The organism is Streptomyces azureus (genome assembly GCF_001270025.1).
Taxonomy (GTDB): domain Bacteria; phylum Actinomycetota; class Actinomycetes; order Streptomycetales; family Streptomycetaceae; genus Streptomyces; species Streptomyces azureus.
Genome location: NZ_DF968249.1, coordinates 43,241 through 69,788 on the forward strand (window position 1 = coordinate 43,241; position 26,548 = coordinate 69,788).

The 26,548-nt window shown below is 72.4% G+C and carries 22 protein-coding genes and 1 pseudogene; 13 read left to right on the forward strand and 10 right to left on the reverse strand.

Annotation, left to right across the window (positions count from 1 at the left end):
- The first annotated feature begins 273 nt into the window (after window positions 1–273).
- Both AOQ53_RS13415 and AOQ53_RS13420 read left to right on the forward strand, forming a co-directional pair.
- Window positions 274–1,119, forward strand: coding sequence for a class I SAM-dependent methyltransferase (locus AOQ53_RS13415; protein ID WP_059417264.1), 846 nt, complete (start codon window positions 274–276; stop codon window positions 1,117–1,119).
- Between the two features lie 143 nt (window positions 1,120–1,262).
- Window positions 1,263–3,656, forward strand: a complete 2,394-nt coding sequence (locus tag AOQ53_RS13420; protein WP_059417265.1) for an HAD-IC family P-type ATPase — start codon at window positions 1,263–1,265, stop codon at window positions 3,654–3,656.
- A gap of 24 nt (window positions 3,657–3,680) precedes the next feature.
- Here AOQ53_RS13420 and AOQ53_RS13425 read toward each other — a convergent pair whose 3' ends face one another.
- The 4 genes from AOQ53_RS13425 to AOQ53_RS46150 form a co-directional block, all read right to left on the reverse strand.
- A complete protein-coding gene (locus AOQ53_RS13425; RefSeq protein WP_059417266.1) occupies window positions 3,681–4,541 on the reverse strand; it encodes a hypothetical protein in 861 nt (286 codons plus the stop codon).
- A 221-nt stretch (window positions 4,542–4,762) separates the two neighbouring features.
- Window positions 4,763–5,629, reverse strand: a complete 867-nt coding sequence (locus AOQ53_RS13430; RefSeq protein WP_059417267.1) for a hypothetical protein — start codon at window positions 5,627–5,629, stop codon at window positions 4,763–4,765.
- Between the two features lie 173 nt (window positions 5,630–5,802).
- Window positions 5,803–8,949 carry a sacsin N-terminal ATP-binding-like domain-containing protein gene (locus AOQ53_RS13435; RefSeq protein WP_059417268.1) on the reverse strand — a complete coding sequence of 1,049 codons (3,147 nt, stop codon included), beginning with the start codon at window positions 8,947–8,949 and terminating at the stop codon, window positions 5,803–5,805.
- A gap of 60 nt (window positions 8,950–9,009) precedes the next feature.
- Window positions 9,010–9,192 carry a DUF397 domain-containing protein gene (locus tag AOQ53_RS46150; RefSeq protein WP_059417269.1) on the reverse strand — a complete coding sequence of 61 codons (183 nt, stop codon included), beginning with the start codon at window positions 9,190–9,192 and terminating at the stop codon, window positions 9,010–9,012.
- On the opposite strand from AOQ53_RS46150, the pseudogene AOQ53_RS46155 reads away from it, so the two are divergent.
- A pseudogene (locus tag AOQ53_RS46155) lies at window positions 9,191–9,780 on the forward strand (hypothetical protein); the annotation flags it as partial. The gene AOQ53_RS46150 and the pseudogene AOQ53_RS46155 overlap by 2 nt on opposite strands.
- A 27-nt stretch (window positions 9,781–9,807) precedes the next feature.
- On the opposite strand, the gene AOQ53_RS13450 reads toward AOQ53_RS46155, so the two are convergent.
- Entirely contained in the window at window positions 9,808–10,722 is a 915-nt protein-coding gene (locus AOQ53_RS13450) for a DUF3027 domain-containing protein (protein WP_059417270.1), read from the reverse strand.
- Between the two features lie 282 nt (window positions 10,723–11,004).
- On the opposite strand from AOQ53_RS13450, the gene AOQ53_RS13455 reads away from it, so the two are divergent.
- From AOQ53_RS13455 to AOQ53_RS13470, 4 genes are all read left to right on the forward strand, one after another.
- The gene (locus AOQ53_RS13455) at window positions 11,005–12,438 is read left to right on the forward strand and encodes an MFS transporter (protein ID WP_059417271.1); all 1,434 of its coding nucleotides are present in this window, start codon (window positions 11,005–11,007) and stop codon (window positions 12,436–12,438) included.
- 252 nt (window positions 12,439–12,690) lie between these two features.
- Window positions 12,691–13,164, forward strand: coding sequence for a DUF2771 domain-containing protein (locus AOQ53_RS13460; RefSeq protein ID WP_174523279.1), 474 nt, complete (start codon window positions 12,691–12,693; stop codon window positions 13,162–13,164).
- The gene (locus tag AOQ53_RS13465; RefSeq protein ID WP_408055161.1) at window positions 13,134–14,018 is read left to right on the forward strand and encodes a futalosine hydrolase; all 885 of its coding nucleotides are present in this window, start codon (window positions 13,134–13,136) and stop codon (window positions 14,016–14,018) included. Before AOQ53_RS13460 ends, AOQ53_RS13465 begins: the two co-directional genes overlap by 31 nt.
- Complete coding sequence (locus AOQ53_RS13470) at window positions 14,008–14,856, forward strand: 1,4-dihydroxy-6-naphthoate synthase (RefSeq protein WP_059417274.1); 849 nt, start codon at window positions 14,008–14,010, stop codon at window positions 14,854–14,856. The genes AOQ53_RS13465 and AOQ53_RS13470 overlap by 11 nt, the downstream gene beginning before the upstream one ends.
- Window positions 14,857–14,861: 5 nt before the next feature.
- Here AOQ53_RS13470 and AOQ53_RS47705 read toward each other — a convergent pair whose 3' ends face one another.
- The gene (locus AOQ53_RS47705) at window positions 14,862–15,245 is read right to left on the reverse strand and encodes a cold-shock protein (RefSeq protein ID WP_010035896.1); all 384 of its coding nucleotides are present in this window, start codon (window positions 15,243–15,245) and stop codon (window positions 14,862–14,864) included.
- A gap of 162 nt (window positions 15,246–15,407) precedes the next feature.
- Between AOQ53_RS47705 and AOQ53_RS13480 the strand changes: the two genes are divergently transcribed.
- The gene (locus AOQ53_RS13480) at window positions 15,408–15,656 is read left to right on the forward strand and encodes a hypothetical protein (protein ID WP_059417275.1); all 249 of its coding nucleotides are present in this window, start codon (window positions 15,408–15,410) and stop codon (window positions 15,654–15,656) included.
- Here AOQ53_RS13480 and AOQ53_RS13485 read toward each other — a convergent pair.
- Entirely contained in the window at window positions 15,635–16,258 is a 624-nt protein-coding gene (locus AOQ53_RS13485; RefSeq protein WP_059417276.1) for an HAD family hydrolase, read from the reverse strand. The two genes, AOQ53_RS13480 and AOQ53_RS13485, sit on opposite strands and share 22 nt — an antisense overlap.
- A 61-nt stretch (window positions 16,259–16,319) precedes the next feature.
- On the reverse strand, window positions 16,320–17,336 hold the full coding sequence (locus tag AOQ53_RS13490; protein WP_059417277.1) for a hypothetical protein: 1,017 nt from the start codon (window positions 17,334–17,336) through the stop codon (window positions 16,320–16,322).
- A 153-nt stretch (window positions 17,337–17,489) separates the two neighbouring features.
- Here AOQ53_RS13490 and AOQ53_RS13495 point away from each other — a divergent pair, with 153 nt between their 5' ends.
- The 3 genes from AOQ53_RS13495 (at window position 17,490) to AOQ53_RS13500 (ending at window position 20,661) form a co-directional block, all read left to right on the forward strand.
- Window positions 17,490–20,063: a helicase C-terminal domain-containing protein gene (locus AOQ53_RS13495; RefSeq protein WP_059417287.1), complete on the forward strand. Its 2,574-nt coding sequence runs from the start codon at window positions 17,490–17,492 to the stop codon at window positions 20,061–20,063.
- 174 nt (window positions 20,064–20,237) lie between these two features.
- Window positions 20,238–20,369: a hypothetical protein gene (locus AOQ53_RS47375; RefSeq protein WP_269085448.1), complete on the forward strand. Its 132-nt coding sequence runs from the start codon at window positions 20,238–20,240 to the stop codon at window positions 20,367–20,369.
- A 100-nt stretch (window positions 20,370–20,469) separates the two neighbouring features.
- Complete coding sequence (locus AOQ53_RS13500) at window positions 20,470–20,661, forward strand: hypothetical protein (protein ID WP_059417278.1); 192 nt, start codon at window positions 20,470–20,472, stop codon at window positions 20,659–20,661.
- Here the strand turns inward: AOQ53_RS13500 and istB are convergent.
- Window positions 20,639–21,880 carry an IS21-like element helper ATPase IstB gene (istB, locus tag AOQ53_RS13505; RefSeq protein ID WP_099054590.1) on the reverse strand — a complete coding sequence of 414 codons (1,242 nt, stop codon included), beginning with the start codon at window positions 21,878–21,880 and terminating at the stop codon, window positions 20,639–20,641. The genes AOQ53_RS13500 and istB overlap by 23 nt on opposite strands.
- A gap of 200 nt (window positions 21,881–22,080) precedes the next feature.
- On the opposite strand from istB, the gene AOQ53_RS13510 reads away from it, so the two are divergent.
- Complete coding sequence (locus tag AOQ53_RS13510; RefSeq protein WP_059417280.1) at window positions 22,081–23,724, forward strand: DNA repair helicase XPB; 1,644 nt, start codon at window positions 22,081–22,083, stop codon at window positions 23,722–23,724.
- A 65-nt stretch (window positions 23,725–23,789) separates the two neighbouring features.
- On the opposite strand, the gene AOQ53_RS13515 is transcribed toward AOQ53_RS13510, so the two are convergent.
- Window positions 23,790–23,981, reverse strand: coding sequence for a hypothetical protein (locus AOQ53_RS13515; RefSeq protein ID WP_059417281.1), 192 nt, complete (start codon window positions 23,979–23,981; stop codon window positions 23,790–23,792).
- Between the two features lie 282 nt (window positions 23,982–24,263).
- On the opposite strand from AOQ53_RS13515, the gene AOQ53_RS13520 reads away from it, so the two are divergent.
- Window positions 24,264–26,306: a HelD family protein gene (locus AOQ53_RS13520; RefSeq protein ID WP_059417282.1), complete on the forward strand. Its 2,043-nt coding sequence runs from the start codon at window positions 24,264–24,266 to the stop codon at window positions 26,304–26,306.
- Window positions 26,307–26,548 lie beyond the last annotated feature (242 nt).

The window sequence follows — 26,548 nt, forward strand, 5'->3', positions numbered from 1 at the left end:
CGACGTCACGGCCGTGGTGGGCGGGCGCCCCGCGCGGGGCAGCGCTCGACGGGGCACGGACCACCCCGGCGCCGCGACGCCGGACCCGCGGCCACCGACCGGAAGCGACGGCCGCCGCCCTGTCTGATCGGGCCGGGCCCGCCCGTCGCGCGGACGGCTGGATCGCTCGTGCCTCTGCGGCGCTTCCGGCTGCTCCGTCGACGAGAAAGGCGGCGCCCGCGTCCCTACGCTCTAAGGAGCGGGAACATCACCCGACCGGTGAGGAGCGCAGCCATGACGACGCAGAACAGTTCGGCCGAGGCCGACCGGGCTCTGAAGGCGAAGCACCGGGCGATGTGGGCGCAGGGCGACTACCCGTCCCTGGCCGCCGAGGTCATCCCCGGTCTCGGGGCGGTCCTGGTCGAGGCGTGCGGGGTGCGCTCCGGTCAGCGGGTGCTGGACGTGGGCGCCGGCACCGGCAACGCCGCGATCCCGGCGGCCCTGGCCGGCGCGGACGTGGTCGCCTCGGACCTGGCTCCGGAACTGTTCGAGGCCGGGCGGCGGGTGGCCGAGCAGCGTGGTGCTCACCTCACCTGGCAGGAGGCCGACGCCGAGGCCCTGCCCTTCGGCGACGCCGAGTTCGATGTCGTGCTGTCCTGCGTCGGGGTGATGTTCGCACCGCACCACCAGCGGGCCGCCGGCGAACTCGTCCGGGTCTGCCGTCCGGGCGGCACCATCGGCCTGCTGAGCTGGACGCCGCAGGGCTTCATCGGCCGGATGTTCGCCACCATGAAGCCGTACGCGCCACCGCCCCCGCCGGGCGCGCAGCCGCCCCCGCTGTGGGGAGACGAGGACCATGTGCGCGCGCTCCTGGGCGACCGGGTCACGGACGTGCGCGCCGAGCGGCGGACCGTCCGGGTCGACCGCTTCGAGACGCCCGAGGCGTTCCGCGACTACTTCAAGGAGCGCTACGGCCCCACGATCACCGTCTACAAGAACATCGCCGGCGATCCCGAGCGCACCGCCGCCCTGGACCGCGACCTGGCGGACCTCGCCCGCGACGGCGGCCTGGGCACTGGCGGCGGCGGGACCGCCCTGGAGTGGGAGTACCTGCTGCTCACCGCGCGCCGGGCGGGCTGACACCGCGCGTGGCACCAGGGTCCGACGGTGGTCCGAGGGCGTACAACTGCCGTACGACCAGGGCACGACGCCCGTCCTTCCCAGGTCGGATCTTCCCCGCATTCGGCAGGTGAAGCGGCAAATCCGCACGTACCGTCGAATGCATGACGCATCTCGACGCGGGTGCCCGGTCCGACTCCGCGCGGCCTGCGACGATCACCTCACGCGAGACCGGCCTGACCACGGCTCAGGTCGTCGAGCGGGTGGAGCGCGGCCAGGTCAACGACGTGCCGGTGCGCAGCAGCCGCTCCACCGTCGACATCGTCCGCGCGAACGTCTTCACCCGCTTCAACGCGATCATCGGCGTGCTCTGGCTGATCATGCTGGTCGTCGCGCCGATCCAGGACAGCCTGTTCGGCTTCGTGATCCTCGCCAACACCGGTATCGGGATCGTCCAGGAGTGGCGGGCGAAGAAGACGCTGGACTCGCTCGCGCTGATCGGCGAGGTGCGCCCCACCGTCCGCCGGGACGGGGCCTCCGGCGAGGTCAGCACCTCCGAGATCGTCCTCGACGACCTGATCGAGATAGGGCCCGGTGACAAGGTCGTCGTCGACGGTGTGTGTGTCGAGGCCGACGGGCTGGAGATCGACGAGTCGCTGCTCACCGGCGAGGCGGACCCGGTCGTCAAACGCCCCGGCGACCCGGTGATGTCGGGCAGCTTCGTGGTCGCGGGCGGCGGGGCCTTCCAGGCCACGAAGGTCGGGCGGGAGGCGTACGCCGCGCAGCTGGCGGAGGAGGCGTCCCGGTTCACCCTCGTCCACTCCGAGCTGCGCTCCGGCATCTCCACGATCCTCAAGTACGTCACGTGGATGATGGTCCCGACCGCGATCGGCCTGATCATCAGCCAGCTGGTCGTGAAGGACAACGCCTTCAAGGACTCCGTGGCGCGGACGGTCGGCGGCATCGTCCCGATGGTCCCGGAGGGGCTGGTCCTGCTCACCTCGGTCGCCTTCGCCATCGGCGTCATCCGGCTGGGCCGCAAGCAGTGCCTGGTGCAGGAGCTGCCCGCGATCGAAGGACTGGCCCGGGTCGACACCGTCTGCCTCGACAAGACCGGCACCCTCACCGAGGGCGGCATGGACGTCACCGAGCTGCGGCCCCTCCAGGGCGCCGACGAGACGTACGTACATCAGGTGCTCGGCGCCCTCGGCGCGTCGGACCCCCGGCCGAACGCATCCCTCCAGGCGATCATCGACGCCTACCCGGCCGTCGAGGACTGGCGCTGCACCCAGGCGCTGCCGTTCTCCTCCGCCCGCAAGTACAGCGGCGCCGCGTTCGCCGAGGCCGGCGGGGAGAGCAGCACCTGGCTGCTCGGGGCGCCGGACGTCCTGCTGCCCGACGACGATCCGGCCCTCGCCGAGACCGAGCGGCTGAACGAGCGGGGCCTGCGGGTGCTGCTGCTCGCCCGGGTCGACCGGGACCTCGACGACCCGGAGGTGGCCGAGGGAGCGAAGCCCGTCGCGCTGGTGGTCCTGGAGCAGCGGCTGCGGCCGGACGCGGCCGACACGCTGCGCTACTTCGCCGACCAGAACGTGGCGGCGAAGGTCATCTCCGGTGACAACGCGGTGTCGGTCGGCGCGGTCGCGTCCAAGCTGGGGCTGTCCGGCACCACCGTGGACGCGCGCCGGCTGCCCGCCGAGCAGGAGGGGATGGCGCGGGCCCTCGACGACGGCACGGTCTTCGGGCGGGTCACCCCGCAGCAGAAGCGGAACATGGTGGGCGCGTTGCAGTCCCGCGGGCACACGGTCGCGATGACGGGCGACGGGGTGAACGACGTCCTCGCCCTGAAGGACGCCGACATCGGCGTCGCGATGGGCTCCGGCTCGGAGGCGACCCGGGCGGTCGCGCAGATCGTGCTGCTGAACAACAGCTTCGCGACGCTGCCGTCGGTGGTGGCGGAGGGCCGCCGGGTCATCGGCAACATCACGCGGGTCGCGACCCTGTTCCTCGTCAAGACGGTCTACTCGGTGCTGCTGGCGATCCTGGTGGTCTGCTCGCAGGTCGAGTACCCGTTCCTGCCGCGCCACCTGACCCTGCTGTCGACCCTGACGATCGGCGTCCCCGCCTTCTTCCTCGCGCTCGCGCCCAACAAGGAGCGCGCGAAGCCGAACTTCGTGCGGCGGGTGATGCGGTACGCGATCCCGGGCGGGGTGGTGGCCGCGGTGGCGACCTTCGCGACCTACCTGATCGCCCGGCAGCACTACACGGGCGCGGGCGCGCTGGACGCGGAGACCAGCGCCGCGACGCTCACGCTGTTCCTCATCTCGATGTGGGTCCTGGCGATCATCGCCCGCCCCTACACCTGGTGGCGCATCGCGCTGGTGGCGGCGATGGCGGGGGCCTTCGTGCTGGTGCTCGTCGTGCCGTGGCTCCAGGACTTCTTCGCGCTGAAGCTGGTCGGCGTGACGATGCCGTGGCTGGCGGTCGGTATCGCGGTGGTTGCGGCGGCCACCCTGGAGCTGACGTGGAGGGTGGTGGACCGCCGCTTCCCGGCCTAGGCCTGTCCCAGGCTCCGGCCGCGGTTACCTGACGTCGACATAGTCACCTGTGGCGTTGACCGCCGGGGTCGTCGTGGTGCCCGCGAAGCTGAAGCGCCAGTAGCCGTCGTACGTCGCGGTGGCGGTGGCCTTCAGGTTGCCGTACTGGTCGGAGTACACCGTCTTGACCGTGGTGTACGTGCTGGTGCCGGCCTTGCGGAACTGGAGCTTGACCGGCTGGTTGGTGTAGCCGTGGTAGGCGTTGTCCTCCCAGTTGGCGCGGGACAGCTTGCCGGTGGACGTGATGGTCTTGCCCTTGTAGACGGGCTCGGGACCGGCGTTGACGGTCAGCTTGGAGTAGCGCTGGACCTTGACGGTGCCCAGGCCGCCCTGCTCCTTCTCGTCGCCGTTCTTGGTGACGGCGAGGGCGCCGGCGCCCCAGGTGCCGGCGTCGGAGTTGAACAGGTCGCCGTTTGCCGGGCGGATGGCGATGACGCCCTTGCAGTTGAGGACGGTCGACGAGGCGGCGGTGCAGGTGGCCGGGTCGTCGCTGATGAAGACGTTGTCCGCGGTGTCGGTCGAGGAACCGTGGTAGATCAGCGGGCCGGTGGCGAAGTTGTCCGAGCTGGTGTCGAGGTCCGCGGCGTGCGTCACGGTGTAGGTGACCGGGAAGCTGACCACGTTCGTGGTGCCGACGACGATGTTCTTGCCGCTGTTGACCTTCATGTCGGAGAAGGTGACGTCGAGGGTCGACGCGGCGGTGGTGCTGCCCGAGTCGGCGTCGGCGGAGGCGGAGCTGAAGGCCGCCTTGCCGGACGGCGCGTCGGCGGCCTGCGCGGCCGGAACGACGAGGGCGGAGAGGGCCAGGGCGCCGGCGACGGCGGCCACGGTGGCTCGGATGTGCATGTGTTCCCCAGGTGGAGAAGTGATTCCAGGAGTGAGTCTGTCGACTCACACGCGATCAGATCCACGAGCCCGGGAACAGGTTGTACGCCCCGTTCCGGTTTTGCCGCCACATCCCCAATGTTTGACCCGGCCATGAGACTTGGGACAGGAGACATACGGAACCGCCGGCCCGGGAACGGATTCCGGGACCGGCGGTGTCGTCCGTGTCGTGCGGGACGGTGTTATCGCACGTCGACGAAGTCACCCGTGGCGTTCACGGCCGGCGTGGTCGTCGTGCCCGCGAAGGAGTAGCGGAAGTAGCCGTCGGTGGAGGCGGTGACGGTGGTCTTCAGCTCGCCCGTGGAGTTGGACTTGATGGTCTTCAGCGTGGTGTAGGTGTCCGAGCCCTTCTTGCGGAACTGGAGCTTCACCGGCTGGTTGGTGTAGCCGTGGTACTTGTGGTCTTCCCAGTTGGCCCGGGACAGCTTGCCGGTGACGGTGATGGTCTTGCCCTTGGCCACCGGCTCCGGGGAGGCATTGACCGTCAGCTTCGAGGCACGCTGGACCTTGGCGGTCTTGTAGGCCTCGCGGATGACGTAGTCACCGTCGTTGCCGACCGCGGCGGCCCACACCTTCCAGGTGCCGGCCAGGATGTTGCTGTAGAGGTCCACGGCCGGGTCGGCGATGAGCGTCACCTTGCAGGTGGCGGTGGTGGCACTGGAGTTGGTGCAGTCGCCGACGAACTCCTGGTCCAGGCTCTCCGGGACGATCGCCCCGTCGGCGTTGTCCGGGTCCGTGCCGTGCCACAGGACGGGGTAGGCGTCGTAGATGCCCGCCGGGTCGGTGGCCGTCACGGAGACGGTGAAGGACTTCTTGACGGTCGTGCCGACGACGATGTTCTTGCCGCCGTTGACGGTCACGCTCGTGATCTTGGTGTCGCCCACGCCCTCGTCCGCCGGGGCGGCTGCCGCGAACGGCGTGGCCTTCGAGGTGGAGGGGACCAGCGAGGCCAGGTTCGGCATGTGGTCGTCCGCCTGCGCGGCGGGGACGGCCAGGGCGGAAAGGGCCAGGGCACCGGTGACGGCGGCCACAGTGGCTCGGATACGCATGCGTTCTCCAGGTGGAGAGGGGCCCCGGCGCTCGTCGTCGGCTCCTGGGGCCCAAGTGATCGTGGAGTCTGTTGACTCACGTGATCAGATTCGCGAGCGAGGCACATGGTTGTACGGCGAGTGAAAAATTTGTGCGGGAGTTTTCACCGAACAGCCAAACGCCACCGGGCGCTTCAGTCGAACCACCGATCCCGCGCCAGCTCCTCCGTCCGCGACGGATCCTCCAGCAGTGCCGCGACCTCGAACCGCCGCGGCCACTGTCCCGCCGCCCAGGCCAGGCCCGCGGCGACGCCCTCCAGGGTGGCGGCGTGCAGCACGTCGTCGTCCGTCAGGCGCCAGTCGATCTCCACGCCGTCGACGACGAGTTCCTCGTGCTCGATGTAGAAGGAGGGGGTACGGGGGCCGAGCAGGACCCGGACCGGGTCCGGGACTTCGTGCTCCGTGCCCTCGGAGGTGACCTGCCCCGTGACCGACTCGCTCAGGCGCCGCACCTGGAAGAGTTCGGCCAGTTCGGCGGCCCGGGACGGGCGGACCGGGAGCAGCGGGACGCCTTCCGTGAACGGCAGCAGGTCCGGTGAGTCGCACACCACGGCGTCGGCCGCGTCCACGACCTCCACCCGGCCGTCGATGACGGCACGCAGCTCGTCCGGGAGGGTCACCTGCTCCGGGTCCAGCTCGGCCAGGGCCCCGTACAGCGCGTGCAGTTGGGCGTCCGTCACCTCGCGCTCCGGGTCGGCGAGCCGGTCGAGGAGTTCGGCGGCACCGCCGGGCTCGTCCAGCAGCGCGGCGACCGACGTCCGCACACCCAGCGCCCGCAGCACCTGCTCGTCTTCAAAACCGGTCGCGTCGGCCTCCTCGTAGAGACCGCGCAGAAGCGGGTCGCCGCCGGCGGCGCGCAGGCCCGCGGGGCGGCGGCCGTCGAGGACCGGGTTCCCGCGCAGCCACCACGCCGTGTACGGCCGTACGACCTCGTGCGTGCCGTCCGGCAGCAGGACGCGCACGGGCTGGACGATCGCGTCCCGCAGGGGCGGCTGCGACAGCAGGGACAGGGCCTGGGGCCACTTGTCCTCGTCGACCAGGTCCAGATCCCGTACGGCGACGATCTCGGTGGCGACCGGCGGCACCGGGCTGTCCGGGAAACGGTCGAGGATGTCCTCCGCCCACACGTCGACCGCGTCCAGCAGGCCGGGGTCGTCGGGTTCGGCGAAGTCGCCTTCGCGTGGCTCCAGTTCGTCGGGGTCGAGGACGACGTCGGTGGCGCGGACGAGCGCGAAGTTCACCAGCACCCCGCAGGCCGCCAGCGTCTGCTCGCCCCACTTCGAGGCCAAGTCGGCGTCCGCCGCTGCCAGTTCGCCCTCGCGCATGACCTGGGCGAACGGGCCGCCGGGGAAGACGAGTTCGCAGGCCGGGGCCGGTTCGCCGTCCTCGTCGGGCAGGGCGAGCGCACCGAGCCAGGGCTCGTCACCGGGCTCCAGGCCGGCGTCCCGCACCAACGCGAGTACCGTGTCGGCCAGTTCCTCCGCGTCGAGGGCGTCCTCCTCCCACAGCGCGCCGCCCTCGTCGTCGAGCGACGCGGCGACGGCGGCCCTGACCTGCGGGGTGGTGAGCACGGCGCGCGGGGTCGCGGGCAGGGCGCCCAGCTTCTCCAGGATCGGGTGCGCGGCGTCCGGATGGGCGACCTTCAGTCCGAGCCGGGCCAGGATCTCCGGGTCGATACCGGTGGCGTCAGGGCTGGGCAGGAGAACCTGCCGGGGGCCGATCGTCGTACGGCCGTCCGCCAGCGGCACCGGCAGGCCCGACAGCCGGTCCGGGTCGACCCCGGCCAGGCTGTCGTAGAGCCGCCGCCACCAGCCGGGGTCCTTCTCCAGCCCGGCCAGCCGGTCGATCGCGTCGGTCAGCGGCACGCGGGCGACGCCCAGGGTGCGCAGCTCCGCCCGGCGTTCCAGCCCGGCGGGCAGCAGGGTGGGCAGCACCTCGGCGAGCACCCGCACCGTGTCCGCGCCCGCGCCTTCGACGACCTCGGCGTCCCGGGGCCGCAGCGACTCGGGCAGGTCCTCGTCGTCGTGCCCGCGGGGCTCGACGGCGGGCGGCAGGAAGGAGGTGCGCGGCAGCCGCTCCAGGATCGCCCGGCGCAGGGCGCCGTCCAGCTCGCCCTTGCCGAGCGGGCCGGGCACGAGGTCGATGAGACCGGCCGTCACCGGCCGCCATGAGCCGAGGAGTTCGGCGTAGGAGTCGGCCGCGCGCTCGATCAGGAAGTCGGTCAGCGGGCCGGGGGCGGCGTGCCGGCGGGTGGAGTCCAGCGGGAACGAGGCGATGAGCAGGGCGGGCACGCCGAGCGGCTCGTCGCTGGGCGTGGGGGCGTGCACGACCGGGCTGGTGCGGGGCCGGGCCGGGCTGCCGTCGGAGTCCACGGGCACGGCCCAGGTGACCGACCAGTGGGGGCGCAGCCGCTCCTCGACCGGCCGGTCGGTGAGCAGCTCGGGGGTGAGGTTGCCGTGGGCGGCGGCAGTGCGCCAGTGGGTGACGCCGTCACCGGAGTCGTCGATGACGGTGAAGGGACCGTCGGTGCGGCGGGAGATCGTCCGGGGGCTCTCGCCGTTGATCTCGACGACGACCTCTTCGAGGCCGGCGAGGGTCAGCAGGAGCGCGTCGTCGACCGCCCGCAACAGGCGCTCGGCGAGATCGGCGGCGGGGGTGTCGCGCAGCGGGAGGATGACGGCGGTGTCGTACGGGTCGGGGGCGGTGCCCTCGGCGGCGAACGGCAGCCGCAGCAGCGGTACGTGACCGTCGCGCCGCCGGATCTCGTCCCCGAGGCCGGGGCTGTGCCGGGCGGTGTCGGCGGCCAGTTCCCGGGCCTCGGCGAGGGACCAGCGGACACCGCCGTGCCGGCCGACGACGGCGGGCTCGTCGGTGACGGCGAGGACGGCGGCGAACCCGACGCCGAACCGCCCGACGGCCTGCTCGTGGGTCTCCCGCTTCGCCGACGCGCGCAGGGTGGACAGCGACTCGACCCCGGCCGCGTCCAGCGGTGCTCCGGTGTTGGCGGCGACGAGCACACCGTCACGGAGGGTGAGCCGCAGCCGCCCCGGCACCCCTGCCCGGGCGGCGGCGTCGGCGGCGTTCTGCGCGAGCTCGACGACGAGCCGGTCCCGGTAGCCGCCGAGGACGAGGTCCTCCTCGGCGTTGGCGTCCTCGCGGAACCGGGCGGGGCTGGTGGCCCAGGCATCGATGACGCCACGCCGCAGGCGTGCCGTACCGAACGGGTCGGCACCCTCGGCGGCGGGCCGCACGAACTTGCTGCTCACGTTCCTTCTCCTCATCGACGAGAGGACGAAGGTACCGCCTGGGGAGCGGGGGTGTGCGCGCCGCCCGGCCCCCGGTCAGCTCTCGGACGCGTACGTCACGAAATCCGCCCATGCGGCGGGAGCGACGGCGAGCCGGGGGCCTTCGGTGTGCTGGGAGTCGCGGACGTGGACGGTGGCGGAGGTGGTGGCGACCTCGGCGCAGGAGTTGCCGTCGTTGCCGCCGCTGTAGCTGCTCCTGAACCACGCCTGTTCGTTCACGGAATACCGGCTCCAGCCGCTGCTCCTGGTCGTCTGCCAGGACCGCGCCACCGCCGAATGGGCCGCGCGCCCGGTCCGCTTCGGCCCTCGCCAGTGGCCCCGGCTCACCTGCGCCCGCTGGTCGCGGGACCGCACAACATGCCGGTGCTCACCGACCCGGCCGAGGTCCGCAAAGACCTCGCGCTCGCCACGCTGTCCGCCATCACCCACGTCCGGCATCGGGACATCGGGGCCATACGCGGGACACACCGCACCTCATCGCCGACCCGATCGTCGAACTCATCGCACAAGGCCTGGGCAGGCACCCGGCCGCGGAACTGTGGAGGAACCTGGTGGCCGTGGGCCTCTCCTTTCCGCGAGTCGTACATCTCGGAAAAAATCCGCGACGAAGGCCGGGCCGAGGGGGAGGCCCGGCGGGCCGCCGAAGACGTCCTGGAGGTCCTGGATGTCCGTGGCATCGACGTCCCCGAAGCGGTCCGCGAGCGCATCGTCAGCTGCGATGACCCCGAGACTCTGCGCCGCTGGCACCGACGCGCCGTGATCGCCCCCTCTGCCGAGCAGATCTTCTCGGACGAGCAGGACAAGTAGTCGATCGGCGGCCGGGCACGGACACGGCTACGAGTGGCCCAGCTCCTCCGTGTCCTCGTCCGCCGCCACCGGCACCGAACCCGAGTCCGAGGCCGGGCGCAGCGGGAACGGGTCCACCCGGGTCTCGTCGATGACCGGCGGGGCCGGCTGCGGCGGCTTGGGCATGACCGCGGCCTCGGAGTGGCCGCCGCAGCCGTAGGCCAGGGAGACGACGCGGCCGTCGGCCGGGGAGAACTCGTTGGCGCAGACGCCGAAGGCCTGGCCCAGGGAACCGCCGATGCGGAGCAGGAAGCCGCAGCTCACACAGGCGGCGGGGGCCGCCTGTGCCATGGGGGTCTTGGGACCGAAGGCTTCCTCCCAGCGGTCGGCGGCGATGTGCAGGCCGTAGCGGGACAGCACCCGGGCACGGCGCACGCCGAGTTCCTCGGCCACCGCCGCGATCGAGCCGCGGGCGGGGACGGCCAGGGGCCCAGCCGTGACCTCCGCGTCCTCGGCCTCCGCCAGGGCGGCCATGTCCTCGGAGACCACGGAGTTCGGCGGCGGCTCGTCCTCGCCGGTCCAGCCGGGCTCCAGGCGCAGATCCTCGGCGTCCGTGGGCAGCAGGTCGCCCGGGCCCATGTCGCCGGGACGCAGCCGCTCGCTCCACGGCACCCACTCGGGCGCGAGCACCGCGTCCGGACCGGGCAGCAGCACCGCCTCGTCCACCGTGACGATCTTCGCCCGGGACGCCCGGGCCACCGTCACGGCCCAGCGCCAGCCCCGGTACCCGAGCTCCTTGCATTCGAAGAAGTGCGTGACAACGCGATCCCCTTCGGAGACCAGCTCCACGTGCTCGCCGACGATGCCGGGTGCCGCGGCCTCCTCGGCTGCGGCGCGTGCGAGGTCGACGGCCTCGGCGCACAGACGGTCAGGGGTGCGGCTTCGCGTTGTCGCTGCGCTCACAGGTATCGCTTCTCTCCATACGCCGTCTCACGAGTGCGCCACTCCCAGCGCCGGGGGCGGACGGAGCGGACCAGGGGACCGCGTCGACATCCTTCATCCATTTTGCGGGATGGCTGAGATACGAACGCTACCCTTCCGCCCCACTTCGCGTACACCGACGGTCCTGACCGACGGCTCCGGCCATCGTGCCGACCGGGCGCCGGCAACCCGGACAGTCACCCCACAGGCCCTATACAAGCGGTAATGGCACTACCCACAGCCATCTCGGGGCACTATGACGACGTGGCAGCCGCGAGGACGCCCCAGGCCGACACCGGGACCGGTGGGGCGAAAGGGGGCAAGGGAAGCAGCCGACTGAGCGGACCGGGCCGTTTGCGCGGCTCCCTCCGCGCGGTCGGCCGTGCCCTGCACCTGCCCTTCACCGGCACCGCACGCGGCATCCGCAAGGCCACCCACGCCCACGGCGCCGGCGAGTCCGGCCTCGGCAAGCTGATCGAGCTGCACGGCGTGAACGGCGCCGGGGACGTGATGATCACCGTCGCCCTCGCGTCGACGGTGTTCTTCTCCGTGCCGACAGACGAGGCCCGCGGCCGGGTCGCGCTGTACCTCGCCATCACCATGGCGCCCTTCACCCTCCTCGCGCCGGTGATCGGCCCGCTCCTCGACCGCATCCCGCACGGCCGCCGGGCCGCGATGGCCGGGGCGATGCTGGCCCGGGCGCTGCTCGCGCTGATCCTGTCCGGCGCGGTCGTCAGCGGCAGCATCCAGCTCTACCCGGCGGCGCTCGGCGTCCTCGTCGCGTCGAAGGCGTACGGGGTGGTCAGAAGCGCCGTCGTGCCCCGGCTGCTGCCGCCCGGCTTCTCCCTGGTGAAGGCCAACTCGCGCGTCACCCTCGGCGGGCTCCTCGCGACCGGCATCGCCGCGCCGATCGGCGCCGGACTCCAGCAGATCGGGCCGCGCTGGCCCCTCTACGGCGCCTTTGTGATCTTCGTTGCAGGGACGTTCCTGTCGTTCACGCTGCCGCCGAAGGTCGACTCCGCCAAGGGCGAGGACACCGCCCTGCTGGCCGCTGACGAGGAGCATCTGCACGGGCCGCACCGCCGTCCCGTCAAGCGCCCCGGACTGCGCACGGTCGGCCCGGCCGTCACCCACGCCCTGGCCGCCAACGCCTCCATCCGCTGCCTCACCGGCTTCCTGATCTTCTTCCTCGCCTTCCTGCTGCGCGAGCACCCGATCTCCGGCCAGAGCGCCGCCGTGTCCTTGGGGATAGTGGGCGTGTCGGCGGGCGTCGGCAACGCGTTCGGTACGGCCGTGGGGGCGTGGCTCCGGTCCCGGGCGCCGGAGATCATCATCGTGACGGTCGTGGCATGCGTGCTGGGCGCGGCGATCACGGCCGCGCTGTTCTTCGGCGCGGTCCTGGTGGCCGGCCTGGCCGCGATCGCCGGCTTCGCGCAGGCCCTGGCCAAGCTGTCGCTCGACGCGCTGATCCAGCGGGACGTGCCCGAACTGGTCCGTACGTCGGCCTTCGCCCGCTCCGAGACGCTGCTCCAGATGTCCTGGGTGCTGGGCGGGGCGGTCGGCATCGCGATGCCGCTCAACGGCACGCTCGGGCTGGCGGTGGGCGCCGCGATCGTCGGCACGGGCTGGCTGACGACCGTCCGGGGGCTGATCGGCTCGGCCCGTCGCGGCGGTGCGACACGGCCGCGCGTGGCTTAGGGGGTGTCCGTAAGGCCCCGTCGTCCGCCCGGAGGGCAGGCCCCGCAGCGTCCGGTGCGTGCTCTGGGGGTACCCCCCGGGGGGAGTGCCGGGAACGCCCGCGTACTGGTGGTAAGCGGGTGTTCGCCCGGTGCGGCGAGAGGGCTTGCCGGGCGTCGCGGGACAGGCTGGACTTTGCGGACACCCCTAGCCGTACGGGCACGCCGTACCCCGCGTGGGCGGTCCGACCGGCAGGCCCGATAGCCTTCGCCCATGACCACGTTGCAATCCGCTGTGCGACGCCGCCGCGCCGTCGCCGCCGCCGGCGTCGTATCCGCCGGACTGCTCGTCCTCTCCGCCTGTGACAAGCCGACGCCGATGGCCACCGTCACCGTGGGCCACGACTCGGTGAACTCCGAGGCCACCTGTGGCGGCGAGGGCGACGCCCTGAAGTCGTCCGACCTCACGCAGTGCCTGAAGGACAAGGGCGTCAAGACCATCTCCGTCGACCCGGACGAGACCGTGCGCTTCGGTGTCGACCCGGAGATCGCGGACAAGGGCTGGACGATCCTGATGAACGGTCAGCCGCTGACCGACGCCAGCAAGAAGACGTACCGCACCATCCCGGGCAGCGTGTTCTTCAACGCCCAGTACGGGGCGCAGGGCAACTCGACGCTGGTGTCCATCAAGGAGGGCGAGAAGGACACGTCGGGGCTGTGGAACTTCAAGCTGGAGAAGGACGCGTAATCGCTGCCGCTGGGCTGGGCAGGGTGCTTGTCGCCACCGCGGTTCCTGTGGAGAGGGACGCGGTGGCTACGGCCTTGGGGGCGCTGTCCCCGGAGTCCGATGACGAAGCCCTCGGCGTTGCAGGCCGTGCCCACCCTCCCCCGAGCTCTCGGCTTCGCTCGAGCAGGGGGAACCCCCATCGCCCCGGCGGAACGACTGCCCACGGCGGTAGCGGTTCGGGTGCCCATGGCAGTAGCGGCGCGGCTGCCCTCAGCCGTGCGCTCGACGCGCAGGTGATCGCCGCCGGTGTGGGGCCCGCCCTCGCCGCTGCTTCCACCGCCTCCGCCCTCACCGCCGCCGCCCTCCAGGGCAACCCCTACGACCTCGTCGTCTCCGCCGGGATCGGTGGGGGGTTTCAGCCCGAGGCGGGCGTGGGGTCGCTCGTTGTCGCCAATGAGATCGTCGCGGCCGATCTGGGGGCCGAGACCGATGACGGGTTCATGTCGGTCACGGAGCTCGGGTTCGGGACCGTGCGTCACCACCCGCCCGCTGACCTCGTACGGCTGGTGGGCGACGCCGTCGGGGCCCGTACCGGGGCCGTGCTCACCGTGTCCACCGTGACCGGGACCGCCGGGCGGGCCCGCGCGCTCCGCGAGCGTCATCCCACCGCCCTCGCCGAGGCCATGGAGGGCTTCGGCGTGGCCGAGGCCGCTGCCGCGCACGGAGTGCCCGTGCTGGAGATCCGGGCGATCTCCAATCCCGTAGGGCCGCGCGACCGCGCCGCCTGGCGCATCCCCGAGGCCCTGGCCGCCCTCACCGAGGGTTTCGGGAAGCTCCTGCCCGTACTGGAGAGTTGGAACCGGCATGACCAGTGAGCAGCTGAAGATCGCCTACTCCCCCTGCCCGAACGACACCTTCGTCTTCGACGCCCTGGCCCACGGCCGCGTCCCCGGCGCCCCCGCCTTCGACGTGACCTTCGCCGACATCGACATCACCAACGGCATGGCCGAGCGCGGCGAGTTCGACGTGCTGAAGGTGTCGTACGCCGTGCTGCCGTACGTCCTCGACGAGTACGCCCTGCTGCCGTGCGGGGGTGCGCTGGGGCGGGGGTGCGGGCCGCTGGTGCTGACGCGGGAGGCGGACGTCGATCTCACCGGTCGTACGGTCGCCGTGCCCAGTGAGAAGTCCACCGCGTATCTGCTGTTCCGGCTGTGGGCCGCGGACACGCTGAGCGACGGGGTCGGCGAGATCGTCGTCATGCCGTTCCACGAGATCATGCCGGCCGTGCGGGACGGGAAGGTCGACGCGGGGCTCGTCATCCACGAGGCGCGCTTCACGTACCGCGACTACGGCCTGCACAAGCTCGCCGACATGGGCGAGCACTGGGAGAACACCACCGGGCTGCCGATCCCGCTGGGCGCGATCATCGCCAAGCGGTCGCTGGGCGAGCAGAAGCTGCGGCTGCTCGCCGACTCCGTCCGGACGTCCGTACGCGCCGCCTGGGACGACCCCGAGGCGTCCCGCCCGTACGTCATGGAGCACGCCCAGGAGATGGACCCGGCCGTCGCCGACCAGCACATCGGGCTGTACGTCAACGAGTTCACCGCCGACCTCGGCGAGGACGGCTACGCCGCCGTACGCGGACTGCTGACACGCGCGGCGGCCGAGGGGCTGGTGCCGCCCCTCGGCCCGAACGCGCTGCGTTTCCCGTGAGCGGTCTACACGTCCAACTGGTCGGCGACCGCGCGCAGCAGGCCCGCGATCTTCTTGCCGGCGGTCTTCTCGGGGTAGCGGCCCCGCTCCAGCATCGGCGTGATGTTCTCCAGGAGAGTCGTCAGATCCTGGACGATGGAGGCCAGCTCGTCCGGCTTCTTGCGGGTCGCGGCGGCGACCGAGGGGGTCGGATCCAGAATCGTCAGGGACAGCGCCTGGTCGCCGCGCTGTCCGGCGACGACCCCGAACTCCACTCGCTGTCCCGGCTTGAGCGTCTCGACTCCGGCGGGGAGGACCGAGGAATGGACGAAGACGTCACCGCCGTCGTCGCGGGAGAGAAAGCCGAAGCCCTTCTCGCTGTTGAACCACTTGACCTTGCCGGTAGGCACGTCTGTCCTCGTCCTCGTACTCGTCGGAAAACTGCTTCTGAAACAGCTCTGGATAGCACTCGGGCGGGTCGTACGACCCGCCGGTACCAAGGCTAATGCTCTTCAGGCCGGTGACAAGACGTCACCCGGTTGTTCCTTCGCGCTGGGAACTACCCTGGTCGGGTGCGTGACAAAACCCAAACGAATTCCGCCGCTCCCGGTGACCGTCTGGTCCGTGCCGGTGGCATCGTCTTCTTCATCGGCGCCGTGGCCACACTGGTCACGGTCGCCCCGCTGTTTCTGGGGACGACACCCTTTCCGACCTACATGTTCGGCCTGAGTATGCTCATGGCAGTCGGTTTCCTGATGGCCGGCGCGGGAGTGCTGCGTTCCGTGGCGGCGGGCCGGCGTCAGGCGCGTTCGGGACGGTAGTCCGAGAACCACCCGGGGAATTCCGTCAGGTCGGTGAGGACGACGTCCGCGCCCGCCGCGCGCAGTTCCTCCGGGGGGCAGGGGCCGGTGGCCACCGCGACCGACAGCGCGCCGGCCGTCCGGGCGCCGCGAACGTCCCCGACGTGGTCGCCGACGTAGACGCCCGCGTCGTGCTCGCGCAGCGCCTCCGCCTTCTGTTCGGCCCACAGGTCGCCGATGACCGCGTCGGGCTCGATGCCGAGGTGCGCGAGGTGCAGTTTGGCGTTGGGCTCGTACTTAGCGGTGACGACTATCGCGCGTCCGCCGGCCTCCCGTACGGCCGCGATGGCCTCCCGGGCGCCGGGCAGCGCCGGGGTCGCGGCGATCGCGATGGTCGGGTAGATCTCCCGGTAGACGTCTGCCACGGTCTCGACCTCGTCGGCCGGGAACCAGTTGATCAGCTCCTCGGCCAGCGGCGGCCCGAGCCGCGTGACCGCCAGATCGGCGTCGATGTACGTCCCCGTCCGCTCGGACAGCGCCTGGTAGCAGGCGCGGATGCCGGGGCGGGAGTCGATGAGGGTCATGTCGAGGTCGAAGCCGACGGTGATTGCCATATGGGCCATTGTGCCCAGGGGGTGTGAACGGCAGACGTCACCCTGTGATCGGCCGGCGAGAACTGATCGGCTAGCGAGAACGCTGCGAGCGCCACACCAGGAACAGCGCCGACGCCACCGCCGCGCCCCTGACCACCCACGGCCAGGTCTCCGCCACCGCGTCGTTCATGTGGCCCTCGGCGATCGGGGTGCCCCAGCGGTCGTTCATCCTGCCCCACAGCCAGAGAATGCCGGCCGCGACGGAGACGCTGGGGAGGATCACGACCGCCCACTTCGTCTCCGCCGGGCTCAGGCGGCGGGAGGCGTAGGCGATGAGCCAGCCGAGGATCAGCACGAACCAGTTGCCGAGTACTGCGCCCGCGACGAGGAGACCGGCGGCGAGGAGCAGGAGGGGGTTGCTCCAGCCGCCCGCCGGCAGGCGCGGGAGACGCCGGCGGGCCGCCTTGCCGGCTGTCTCCTCCGGCGCCGCGGCCTCGACGACCGGCGCCGTCCCCTCATCGGCCGCCGCCTTCGCCGGCTCCGGCTTCCGCGGCCCCGGCGGCTTCAGCAGGTCCGGCAGCTCCACGCCGCCCACGAAGCCCGGCACGTCGTCGCCCGCCCCGAAGGGGCTGCTGTCCACCCGCCACCAGTCCGGCTGGACCGCGCTGTCCCCGAGCTCGTGCCCGGCGGCCAGGTGCGGCGGGACCGCGCCCTCGGCGGCGGCGGGACGCGGCTCCTCGGCGGGCCGGGCCGGGCGGGGACGCGGGACGACGCGTCGCAGGACCCCCTTCGGCCGCTCGCCCGGCTCCTCCTGCTCGCGGGCCTCGGGCTGTACGGGCACGGCGGCGGGGGCGTTCTCCGTCGTACCGCCGCCGCCCCTGCCGTCCGAGGCCGACGCCACGACCTCGTCGGGGCTGCCGAGGCGGGACAGGATGCGGCGGACGGCGGCGGGCGAGTCGACGGTGGCTTTCGCGCGGCGCCGGTCGATCTCGTTGCGCAGGTCCGCGACCAGACGCATGCGGGCGGCCGACGACAACTGCTGCCGGTGGGCCACGTCTCCGACGCGGCTCAGATACTCGTAAACGACCTGGTCGCTCTCAATCCCCACGAAGTCCCCTCCGGGGCGTGTGCGTTGGCTGACGCCGTCGGTCGAAGGTACCGCGAGTACGAGCGGGTGACCCACATGCCCGTCCGGAGCCGGCCCCGCCCACCCGCGCACAGTCGGCTCGGCCGCCGAAGGTGACCCGCTACCGTGGACCGGATGAGCACCGAGGACAGGCCTCCGGCCCCCCGTTCCCTCGCGGAAGCGCTCCGCGGGCGGGACGACGTCTCGCTGGGCGCGCTCCTGCGCAGCCGTCCGGATCTCATCACGCCCATGCCCACCGATCTCACGCAGCTCGCGACCCGCGCCGGCACCCGGGCCTCTGTCGTGCGGGCCCTGGAGCGGCTGGACCGGTTCGCGCTCCAGACGGCGGAGGCTCTGGCCGTGGCGGCGGATCCGGCGACGTACGACGAACTGCTCGGGCTCATGGCCGGGGACGACGCCGACCCGGCCGTCGTCGCGGCCCTGCCGCACGCCCTGGGCGTCCTGCGCGAGCAGGCCCTGGCCTGGGGCGGCGACGACCGGCTGCGGCTGGTCCGCACGGCCCGTGAGCTGCTGGCGCCCTCGCCGCAGCACCCCTCCCCGACGGGGCTCGGCCCGACGGTCCAGGAGGCCACCGCCGGGATGTCCCCGGGGCGCATCCAGGAGATCGTCACGGCCGCCGGGCTGCCCTCGACCCACGACTCGGTCTCCGCGGTGACCTCCCTGACCGAGTTGTTCACGGACCGGCGCCGGATGGCCGCGCTGCTCGCCGAGGCCCCGGCCGACTCCCTCGACGTGCTGGAGCGGCTGGTGTGGGGGCCGCCGTACGGACACGTCACGGCCGATCCCGCGCCCCGGCTGCGCTGGCTGCTGGACCGGGGGCTGCTGCTGCCGACGGCACCCGGGACGGTCGTGCTGCCGCGCGAGGTCGCCCTGCACCTGCGGCGGGGGCTCGCGCACCGGACGCCCGAGCCGGTGCCGCCGGCGGTCGAGGCCGCCGCCGTTCATCGTCCACAGGTTGTGGACAGCACCGCGGCCGGGCAGGCGTACACCGCCCTCGCGACCGTCGAGGAGCTGCTGAAGGACTGGGACGAGGGCGGGCCGGCGGTGCTGCGGGCCGGCGGGCTGAGCGTGCGGGACCTGAAGCGCACCGCCGCCGCCCTGGACGTGCCCGAGCCGGTCGCCGCGTTCTGGGTGGAGCTGGCGTACGCGGCGGGCCTGATCGCCCCGGACGGGGAGGCCGACGAGCGGTACGCGGCGACCCCGGCGTACGACGAGTGGCTGGAGCTGCCCGCCGCCGAGCGCTGGTCGCGGCTGGTCACGGCGTGGCTCCCGGCGACCCGCACGGCCGGGCTGGTGGGCGGGCGGGACGCGAAGGACCGTACGTTGTCGGCGCTCGGGCCGGGTCTGGACCGTTCGGCGGCGCCGGAGGTACGGCACCGGGTACTGGCGCTGCTGGCCGGGCTGCCGGAGGGCGCCGCCCCGGACGCCGAGTCGGTGCCGGCCCGGCTGCGCTGGGAGCGCCCCCTGCGCGGCGCACGGCACGAGGACGACCTGCGCAGCCGGCTCGCCCAGTGGACCCTGTCCGAGGCCGAGCTGCTGGGCGTCACGGGCAGGGGTGCGCTGTCGGCCCACGGCAGGGCCCTGCTGGGTGCGCCCGCGGCGCCCGCGAAGAGCCCGGAAGGCTCCGCTGGACCGGAGGGCTCCGGTCCAGCGGAGCCTTCCGGTCCGGGGGACAAGCTCCCGGTCCACCACCGGCCCGCTCCCCTCACCCACCTCACCCCCCTCTCCCCCGCCGAACAGGCCGTCGCCTCCGCCGCCGCGGCCCGGCTGCTCACGCCGCTGCTGCCCGAGCCGCTGGACCACGTGCTGCTCCAGGCCGACCTGACGGCGGTGGCACCCGGCCCCTTGCGGCGCCCGCTCGCCGACATGCTGGGCGTGCTGGCGGACGTGGAGTCCAAGGGCGGGGCCACCGTCTACCGGTTCACGCCCGGCTCGGTGCGGCGCGCCCTCGACGCCGGGCAGAGCGCCTCGGACCTGCACGCCTTCCTGGCCGCGCACTCGCGTACGCCGGTGCCGCAGCCGCTCACGTACCTGATCGACGACGTGGCCCGCAGGCACGGGCACCTGCGCGTCGGCGCGGCCTCGGCGTACGTCCGCTGTGACGACGACGCGGTGCTCAACGAGATCCTCGCCGACAAGCGGGCCGCCGGGCTGGGGCTGCGCCGGCTCGCCCCGACCGTGCTGGCCGCGCTGACCGACCCGGCGGGTCTGCTGGAGGGCCTGCGGGCGATGGGGTTCGCGCCGGCCGCCGAGTCCGCCGAGGGTGATGTCCTGATCACCCGCGCGCACGCGCACCGCACCCCGCCCCGTACGGCACCCGAGCCCGTCCCGGAAGGCCCGCCGGTCCCCGACGACACCCTCCTCGCGGCGGCGCTGCGCGCCATCCGGGCCGGCGACCTCGCCTCCACCACCCCGCGCAAGCCCGGCACGGTCCCGGCGGCCAACGGCGAACTGCCCCGCACCGGTCCCGCCGAGACCCTCGCCACCATGCAGGCCGCCGTCCTGACCGGCGAGACGCTGTGGATCGGCTACGTCAACGCCGAGGGCGCCGCCAGCCAGCGCGTCATCGCCCCGATCCGCGTCGAGGGCGGCTTCGTCACGGCGTACGACCACACGGCGGACGAGGTCCGTACGTACCCGCTGCACCGGATCACCGGGGTCGCGGAGCTCGCCGACGACGCGGGCTGACGGCCCGTTCCGTCTGGGCGTCGTCTCACCCGTTCGGGTGCACGCCGGCGTTCATGCACGCCACGCCGGGGATTTCCCACCCTTGGGCGACTTCGCCGGGCGCGCCGCATTCCGCCGTTCGGGCGGGGCAGCCACGGGGTGTCTCTGTGAGCCTTGTGGAAAGGAAGTCCCAGCATGCGTGCTGTCCGTCGAGTCGCCGCCGTCCTGGCCACCGCCGTCCTGATGACGTTCGGTGGGCTCGCCACGCCCGCCGCGGCGATCAGCATCGACGTCGCCGGCCTTGTCGTCGAGACGCCGCAGGTCTGATCCGCCCGTCGCGCACCATCGGGCCGGTCCCGGCGCCCCGGGGCCGGCCCGCAGCGCGGCATCCCTCATCACTCGGTACGCGAAAGGCCCCGTCGTCACCATGCGTGAAAAGCTCCCCGCCGTCGCCCTCGCCGCCATCGCCCTCGTGGGCGTGGTCGCGCCCTCCGCCACAGCGGCCCCGCCCGCGCTGCCGCTGCCCCTGCCGGCCGCCGGCGTCGAGCCCCTGGTCTCCGAGGGGATCGGCATCGAAGGGCCGCTGATCAACAACGTCAATCTGCCCACGCTGAAGTAGCCCGGCGCGTCCGGTAGCTGTCGCCCTCCAGCCGCACGATGTCGGCGTGATGGGCGAGGCGGTCCACCAACGCCGGGGCGGAGGCACCGAAGACCTCGTCCCAGCGGCCGAGCGGGCGGTCGCTGGTCACGATCAGCGAGGCACGCTCGTAGCGGTGCGCGACCAGGCGGAAGAACAGGCCGGCGGTCGCCGCGTCGAAGGGCGTGTAGCCGACCTCGTCGACGATGAGCAGGGGGTACTCGTCGAGGGCGGCCAGCTCCGCGTCGAGCCGGCCCGCGGCCCGGGCGTCGCAGAGCCGGGCGGCCCACTCGGCGGCGGTCGCGAACAGCACCCGGTGCCCGGCCTGGCAGACGCGCACGCCCAGGCCGATGGCGAGGTGGGTCTTGCCGGTGCCGGTCGGGCCGACGAGGACCACGTTGCGCCGGGCGGCGACGAACTCCGCCTTGCCGAGCCGGGCCACGGCCTCCCGGTCGAAGCCCCGGGGGTGCTGCTGGTCGAAGTCCTCCAGCAGCTTGCGGGCCGGGAAGCGGGCCGCGCGGATCCGGGCCTCGGCGTCCGCGTCCGGGGCCTGCTGCCGGGGGACGGCCGGCGTGGTCGCCGGAGCCTGCTGTTCCGGCTTTCCGTGCCGCTGGTCCCCGTGGTCCTGCTCCGCCGGGGGAGGCGTCACCCGCTCGGGCCCTGCCTGCGGGCGCTCGGCATGTCCGCGATCCCCGTGCGCGGCCATCGGACCCGACATGTAGGCGAGGATCGCCGCCGAGACGATGAACGCCATGTGGATCACCGTCCCCCACAGCAGGGCGTGGCGGGAGGTGTGGTGGACGTCCACGAACATCTGGAGCAGATGGACGGAGGAGATGCCCACGATCGCCGTGGCGAGCTTGACCTTGAGCACGTTGGAGTTGACGTGCGAGAGCCATTCGGGCTGGTCACGGTGGCCCTGGAGACCGATGCGCGAGACGAAGGTCTCGTAGCCGCCGACGATCACCATGATCAGCAGGTTGGCGATCATGACGACGTCGACCAGCTTGAGCACCGCGAGCATCACGTACGTCTCGCTCGCGTGCCCGCTCACGCACATCAGGATTAAGGTCCAGAGCTCCTTGAAGAACTTGTAGACGTAGACGCCCTGGGCGGCGACCAGCCCGAAGTAGAGCGGGGCCTGGAGCCAGCGGGTGGCGAACAGGGCGTATCCGAGCGTGGTGGTCGTTGGGTTCCGCACGGTTCGCCATTCTTCGGGGCCGGGGCGGAAAACGTGAATTCACACCACACGTTGGGATGAAAAGGCATTCAGTAGGACCGGAGCCGGTCCGGTCCCGCGCAGATCACACCCTCGGGACGGCGACGATCAGGCACACTGGACGTTTGGCCGAGTCGTTCGAAGCCGTCCGAGCCGTCCGGCCGCGGGAAAGGGTGCCACGCGTGAATGGTCCGCTGATCGTCCAGTCCGACAAGACCCTGCTCCTGGAAGTCGACCACGAGCAGGCCGACGACTGCCGTCGGGCCATCGCCCCGTTCGCGGAGCTGGAGCGGGCGCCGGAGCACATCCACACCTACCGGGTGACGCCGCTGGGCCTGTGGAACGCGCGCGCTGCGGGCCACGACGCCGAGCAGGTCGTGGACGCGCTGGTGCAGTACAGCCGCTATCCGGTGCCGCACGCCCTGCTGGTCGACATCGCCGAGACGATGGACCGCTACGGGCGGCTCACGCTGTCCAAGCACCCGGCGCACGGGCTGGTCCTGACCACCACCGACCGTCCGGTGCTGGAGGAGATCCTGCGGTCGAAGCGGGTCGCGCCCCTGGTCGGTGCCCGCATCGACCCGGACACGGTCGCCGTGCACCCCTCCGAGCGCGGGCAGATCAAGCAGACGCTGCTGAAGCTGGGCTGGCCGGCCGAGGACCTCGCCGGGTACGTCGACGGCGAGGCGCACGCGATCGAGCTGGCCGAGGACGGCTGGGCGCTCAGGCCGTACCAGAAGCAGGCGGTGGAGAACTTCTGGCACGGTGGGTCGGGCGTGGTCGTGCTGCCCTGTGGTGCGGGCAAGACGCTGGTCGGCGCCGGGTCGATGGCCCAGGCGAAGTCCACGACCCTGATCCTCGTCACGAACACGGTCTCCGCCCGGCAGTGGAAGCACGAGCTGGTGCGGCGGACGTCGCTCACCGAGGACGAGATCGGCGAGTACAGCGGGACGAGGAAGGAGATCCGTCCCGTCACCATCGCCACGTACCAGGTGCTGACGACCAAGCGGAAGGGCGTCTACCCGCACCTGGAGCTGTTCGACTCCCGGGACTGGGGCCTGATCGTCTACGACGAGGTGCATCTGCTGCCGGCCCCGGTGTTCAAGTTCACGGCGGACCTCCAGGCGCGGCGGCGGCTGGGCCTCACGGCCACGCTGGTGCGTGAGGACGGGCGCGAGTCGGACGTCTTCTCCCTGATCGGGCCCAAGCGGTTCGACGCGCCGTGGAAGGAGATCGAGGCGCAGGGCTACATCGCGCCCGCCGACTGTGTGGAGGTCCGGGTCAATCTGACGGACGCGGAGCGGCTCGCGTACGCCACGGCCGAGGCGGAGGAGAAGTACCGCTTCTGTGCGACGACCGACACCAAGCGGAAGGTCACGGAGGCGATCGTCCGCCGCTTCGCCGGGCAGCAGATCCTCGTCATCGGCCAGTACATCGACCAGCTCGACGAACTGGGTGAGCACCTCGGGGCGCCCGTGATCAAGGGCGAGACGTCGAACGCGCAGCGGGAGAAGTTGTTCGACGCGTTCAGGGAGGGCGAGATCAGCGTGCTCGTCGTGTCGAAGGTCGCGAACTTCTCGATCGACCTGCCCGAGGCGACGGTCGCGATCCAGGTGTCCGGCACGTTCGGGTCGCGCCAGGAGGAGGCACAGCGGCTGGGCCGGGTGCTCCGGCCGAAGTCCGACGGCCACCAGGCGCACTTCTACTCGGTGGTCGCGAGGGACACCATCGACCAGGACTTCGCCGCGCACCGCCAGCGCTTCCTGGCGGAGCAGGGGTACGCGTACCGGATCATGGACGCGGACGAGCTGCTCGCGGAGAACTGAGGCCGGCCGGCTGCCCGTGTGCGGCGGGGTTGCTCACTGGCGCTGCTCGTGTGCGGCGGGGCCGCTCACTTGCGGCGGACCACGCCCACTTCCTCGCCGTACTGGCCGAGGATGATCACGTCGAAGGCGGCGCCCGCGAACACCCGGACGGCGCGCACGGCCTCGCCGAGGAGATGACGGTGGTGGCTGCCTGCCACGGTGGCGGCGCCGGGCGGGCGGCCAGGCGCCGAGGCGGGGGAGAAGGTTGCTGCGCTCATGTCTCCATGGTGCGTTTCCGGTCGTAAAGTCCGCGTCGGCCCGAGGGCCGAACCCGCGTACTCCTTTCGTACGCCTGCGGACCGACCCCTGCCCCTGAGGGAGGAGGCCCTCGTCCCCTAGGGGACGAGAAACAGGGGACGGTAAAACCGTTGGCGGTCGTCTCCTCCGCTCCTCTAGGATCTCCGCTCTTGCCCGCCTCCCCCACGGAGCGCCGCCGACCGGACGGAAACCGGCCGGCATCTCATCGCCATCCCTTCAGCAGGTCCTCCGGAGGCACCCCCTTGTCCACGCCCGTCGACGACCCGCTCTCCCGTGAGCGCTCCCACCTCGCCGCGTCCCGTTCCGCCCTGCGTGCCATGCGCGAGGACGTCGAGGCCCTCGACATCAGCGACGTCACCGCGAACTGGGTCAACGCGGAGGTGCTGGCCCACCAGATCGAGGAGCGCATCAAGGCCCTGGCCGACCTCAGCGACACCCCGCTGTTCTTCGGCCGGCTCGACTATCTGCGCGCACCCGGCGCCGCGGAGGCGGAAGGGGCGGAAGGGGAGCGCTTCTACATCGGGCGGCGGCATGTGCACGACGCCGACGGCGACCCGATGGTGATCGACTGGCGCGCGCCGGTCTCGCAGCCGTTCTACCGGGCCTCCAAGCAGGACCCGATGGACATCGCGCTGCGCCGCCGCTTCGGCTACACGTGCGGCGACCTCACGGCATACGAGGACGAGCACCTGTCGGACCCGGCCGAGGCGGCCCGGACCAGCAAACTCCTCCAGCAGGAGATCGAGCGCCCGCGCGTCGGGCCGATGCGGGACATCGTCGCGACGATCCAGCCCGAACAGGACGAGATCGTCCGGTCGGGACTCTCCGGCACGGTGTGCGTGCAGGGCGGCCCGGGCACCGGGAAGACCGCCGTCGGCCTGCACCGGGTCGCCTACCTCCTCTACGCCCACCGCGAGCGCCTCGCCCGCACCGGCACGCTCGTCATCGGACCGAACCGTTCCTTCCTGCACTACATCGAGCAAGTGCTGCCCGCCCTCGGCGAGTTGACGGTCCAGCAGGCCACGGTCGAGGACCTGGTGGCGCACGTGGAGATCAAGGGGACGGACGAGGCGACGACCGCGGTCGTCAAGGGCGACGCCCGCATGGCGCAGGTGCTGCGCAGGGCCCTCTACTCGCACGTCGCGATGCCCACCGAGCCGGTCGTGGTCGTGCGCGGGTCCCGACGCTGGCGCGTGGCGGCGTACGAACTGGAGGACCTCGTCCGCGAGTTGCTCGACCGCGACATCCGCTACGGCGCCGCCCGCGAGGCCCTGCCGCAGCGCATCGCGCACGCCGTGCTGGTGCAGATGGAGCGGTCGGGGGAGGCGCCGGACGACCGGGTGCAGGACGCGGTGGCCCGCAACAGCGCGGTCAAGGCGGCGGTGAAGACGGCCTGGCCGGCCGTCGACCCGGCGAAGCTGGTGCTGCGCCTGCTGTCGGACGCGGACTTCCTCGCCGAACACGCGGCGGGGATCCTCGACGAGGAGGAGCAGAAGGCGGTGCTGTGGGCGAAACCGGCGCGCAGCGTCAAGTCCGCCAAGTGGTCGGCCGCCGACGCCGTCCTCATCGACGAGGCCACCGACCTGATCCAGCGCACGCACTCCCTCGGCCATGTCGTCCTCGACGAGGCGCAGGACCTCTCCCCCATGCAGTACCGGGCGGTCGGCCGCCGCTGCACGACCGGCAGTGCGACCGTCCTCGGCGACCTGGCGCAGGGCACCACACCATGGGCGACCCGCGGCTGGCAGGAGGCACTGACCCACCTGGGCAAGCCGGACGCGGTGATCGAGGAGCTGACGGCCGGTTTCCGCGTGCCGACGGACGTCATCACCTATGCCTCCCGGCTGCTCCCGCACATCGCCCCGGGGCTCACCCCGGTGGTGTCGATCCGTGAGAACCCGGGCCACTTCGAGGTCCGGGCGGTCGCGGGGACGACGGACGTGGTCGACGCCTGCCGCGAATCCCTGCACCACGAGGGTTCGACGGGCCTGATCGCGGCGGACGCCCGGGTCCCGGAGCTGGCGACGGCCCTGACGGAGGCCGGGATCCCGTACCTCGGCCCCGGCGAGGAGACCACCCAGGAGACCCGCCTCACCCTGGTCCCGGCGTCGCTCGCGAAGGGCCTGGAGTACGACTACGTCGTCCTGGACGAGCCCCAGGCGGTGGTCGACGGCGAGCCGGACGAACGGACGGGTTTGCGACGCCTGTACGTGGCGCTGACGCGAGCGGTGTCGGGCCTGACGGTGACGCATGCGGCCCCGCTGCCGCCGCAGTTGATCGCTTAGCTGCGGGAATTCGCGCCGACGTAGCTGCGGGCATGCGCGCCGACCTAGCTGCGGGCAATCGCGCCGACCTAGCTGCGGGCATTCGTGCCGCTAGGGGCGGCACGGGTGGGCGCAGCGGCACCCCGTAGCGCCGAGCCGCGCACCCACCCGGCCCCGGCCACGACGCCCTGCACCCTTCAAGAACCGTCCACCGCAGCCCGCCACTCAGCCACCGCCCCCACCGACACCGGCTCCCCCCAGCC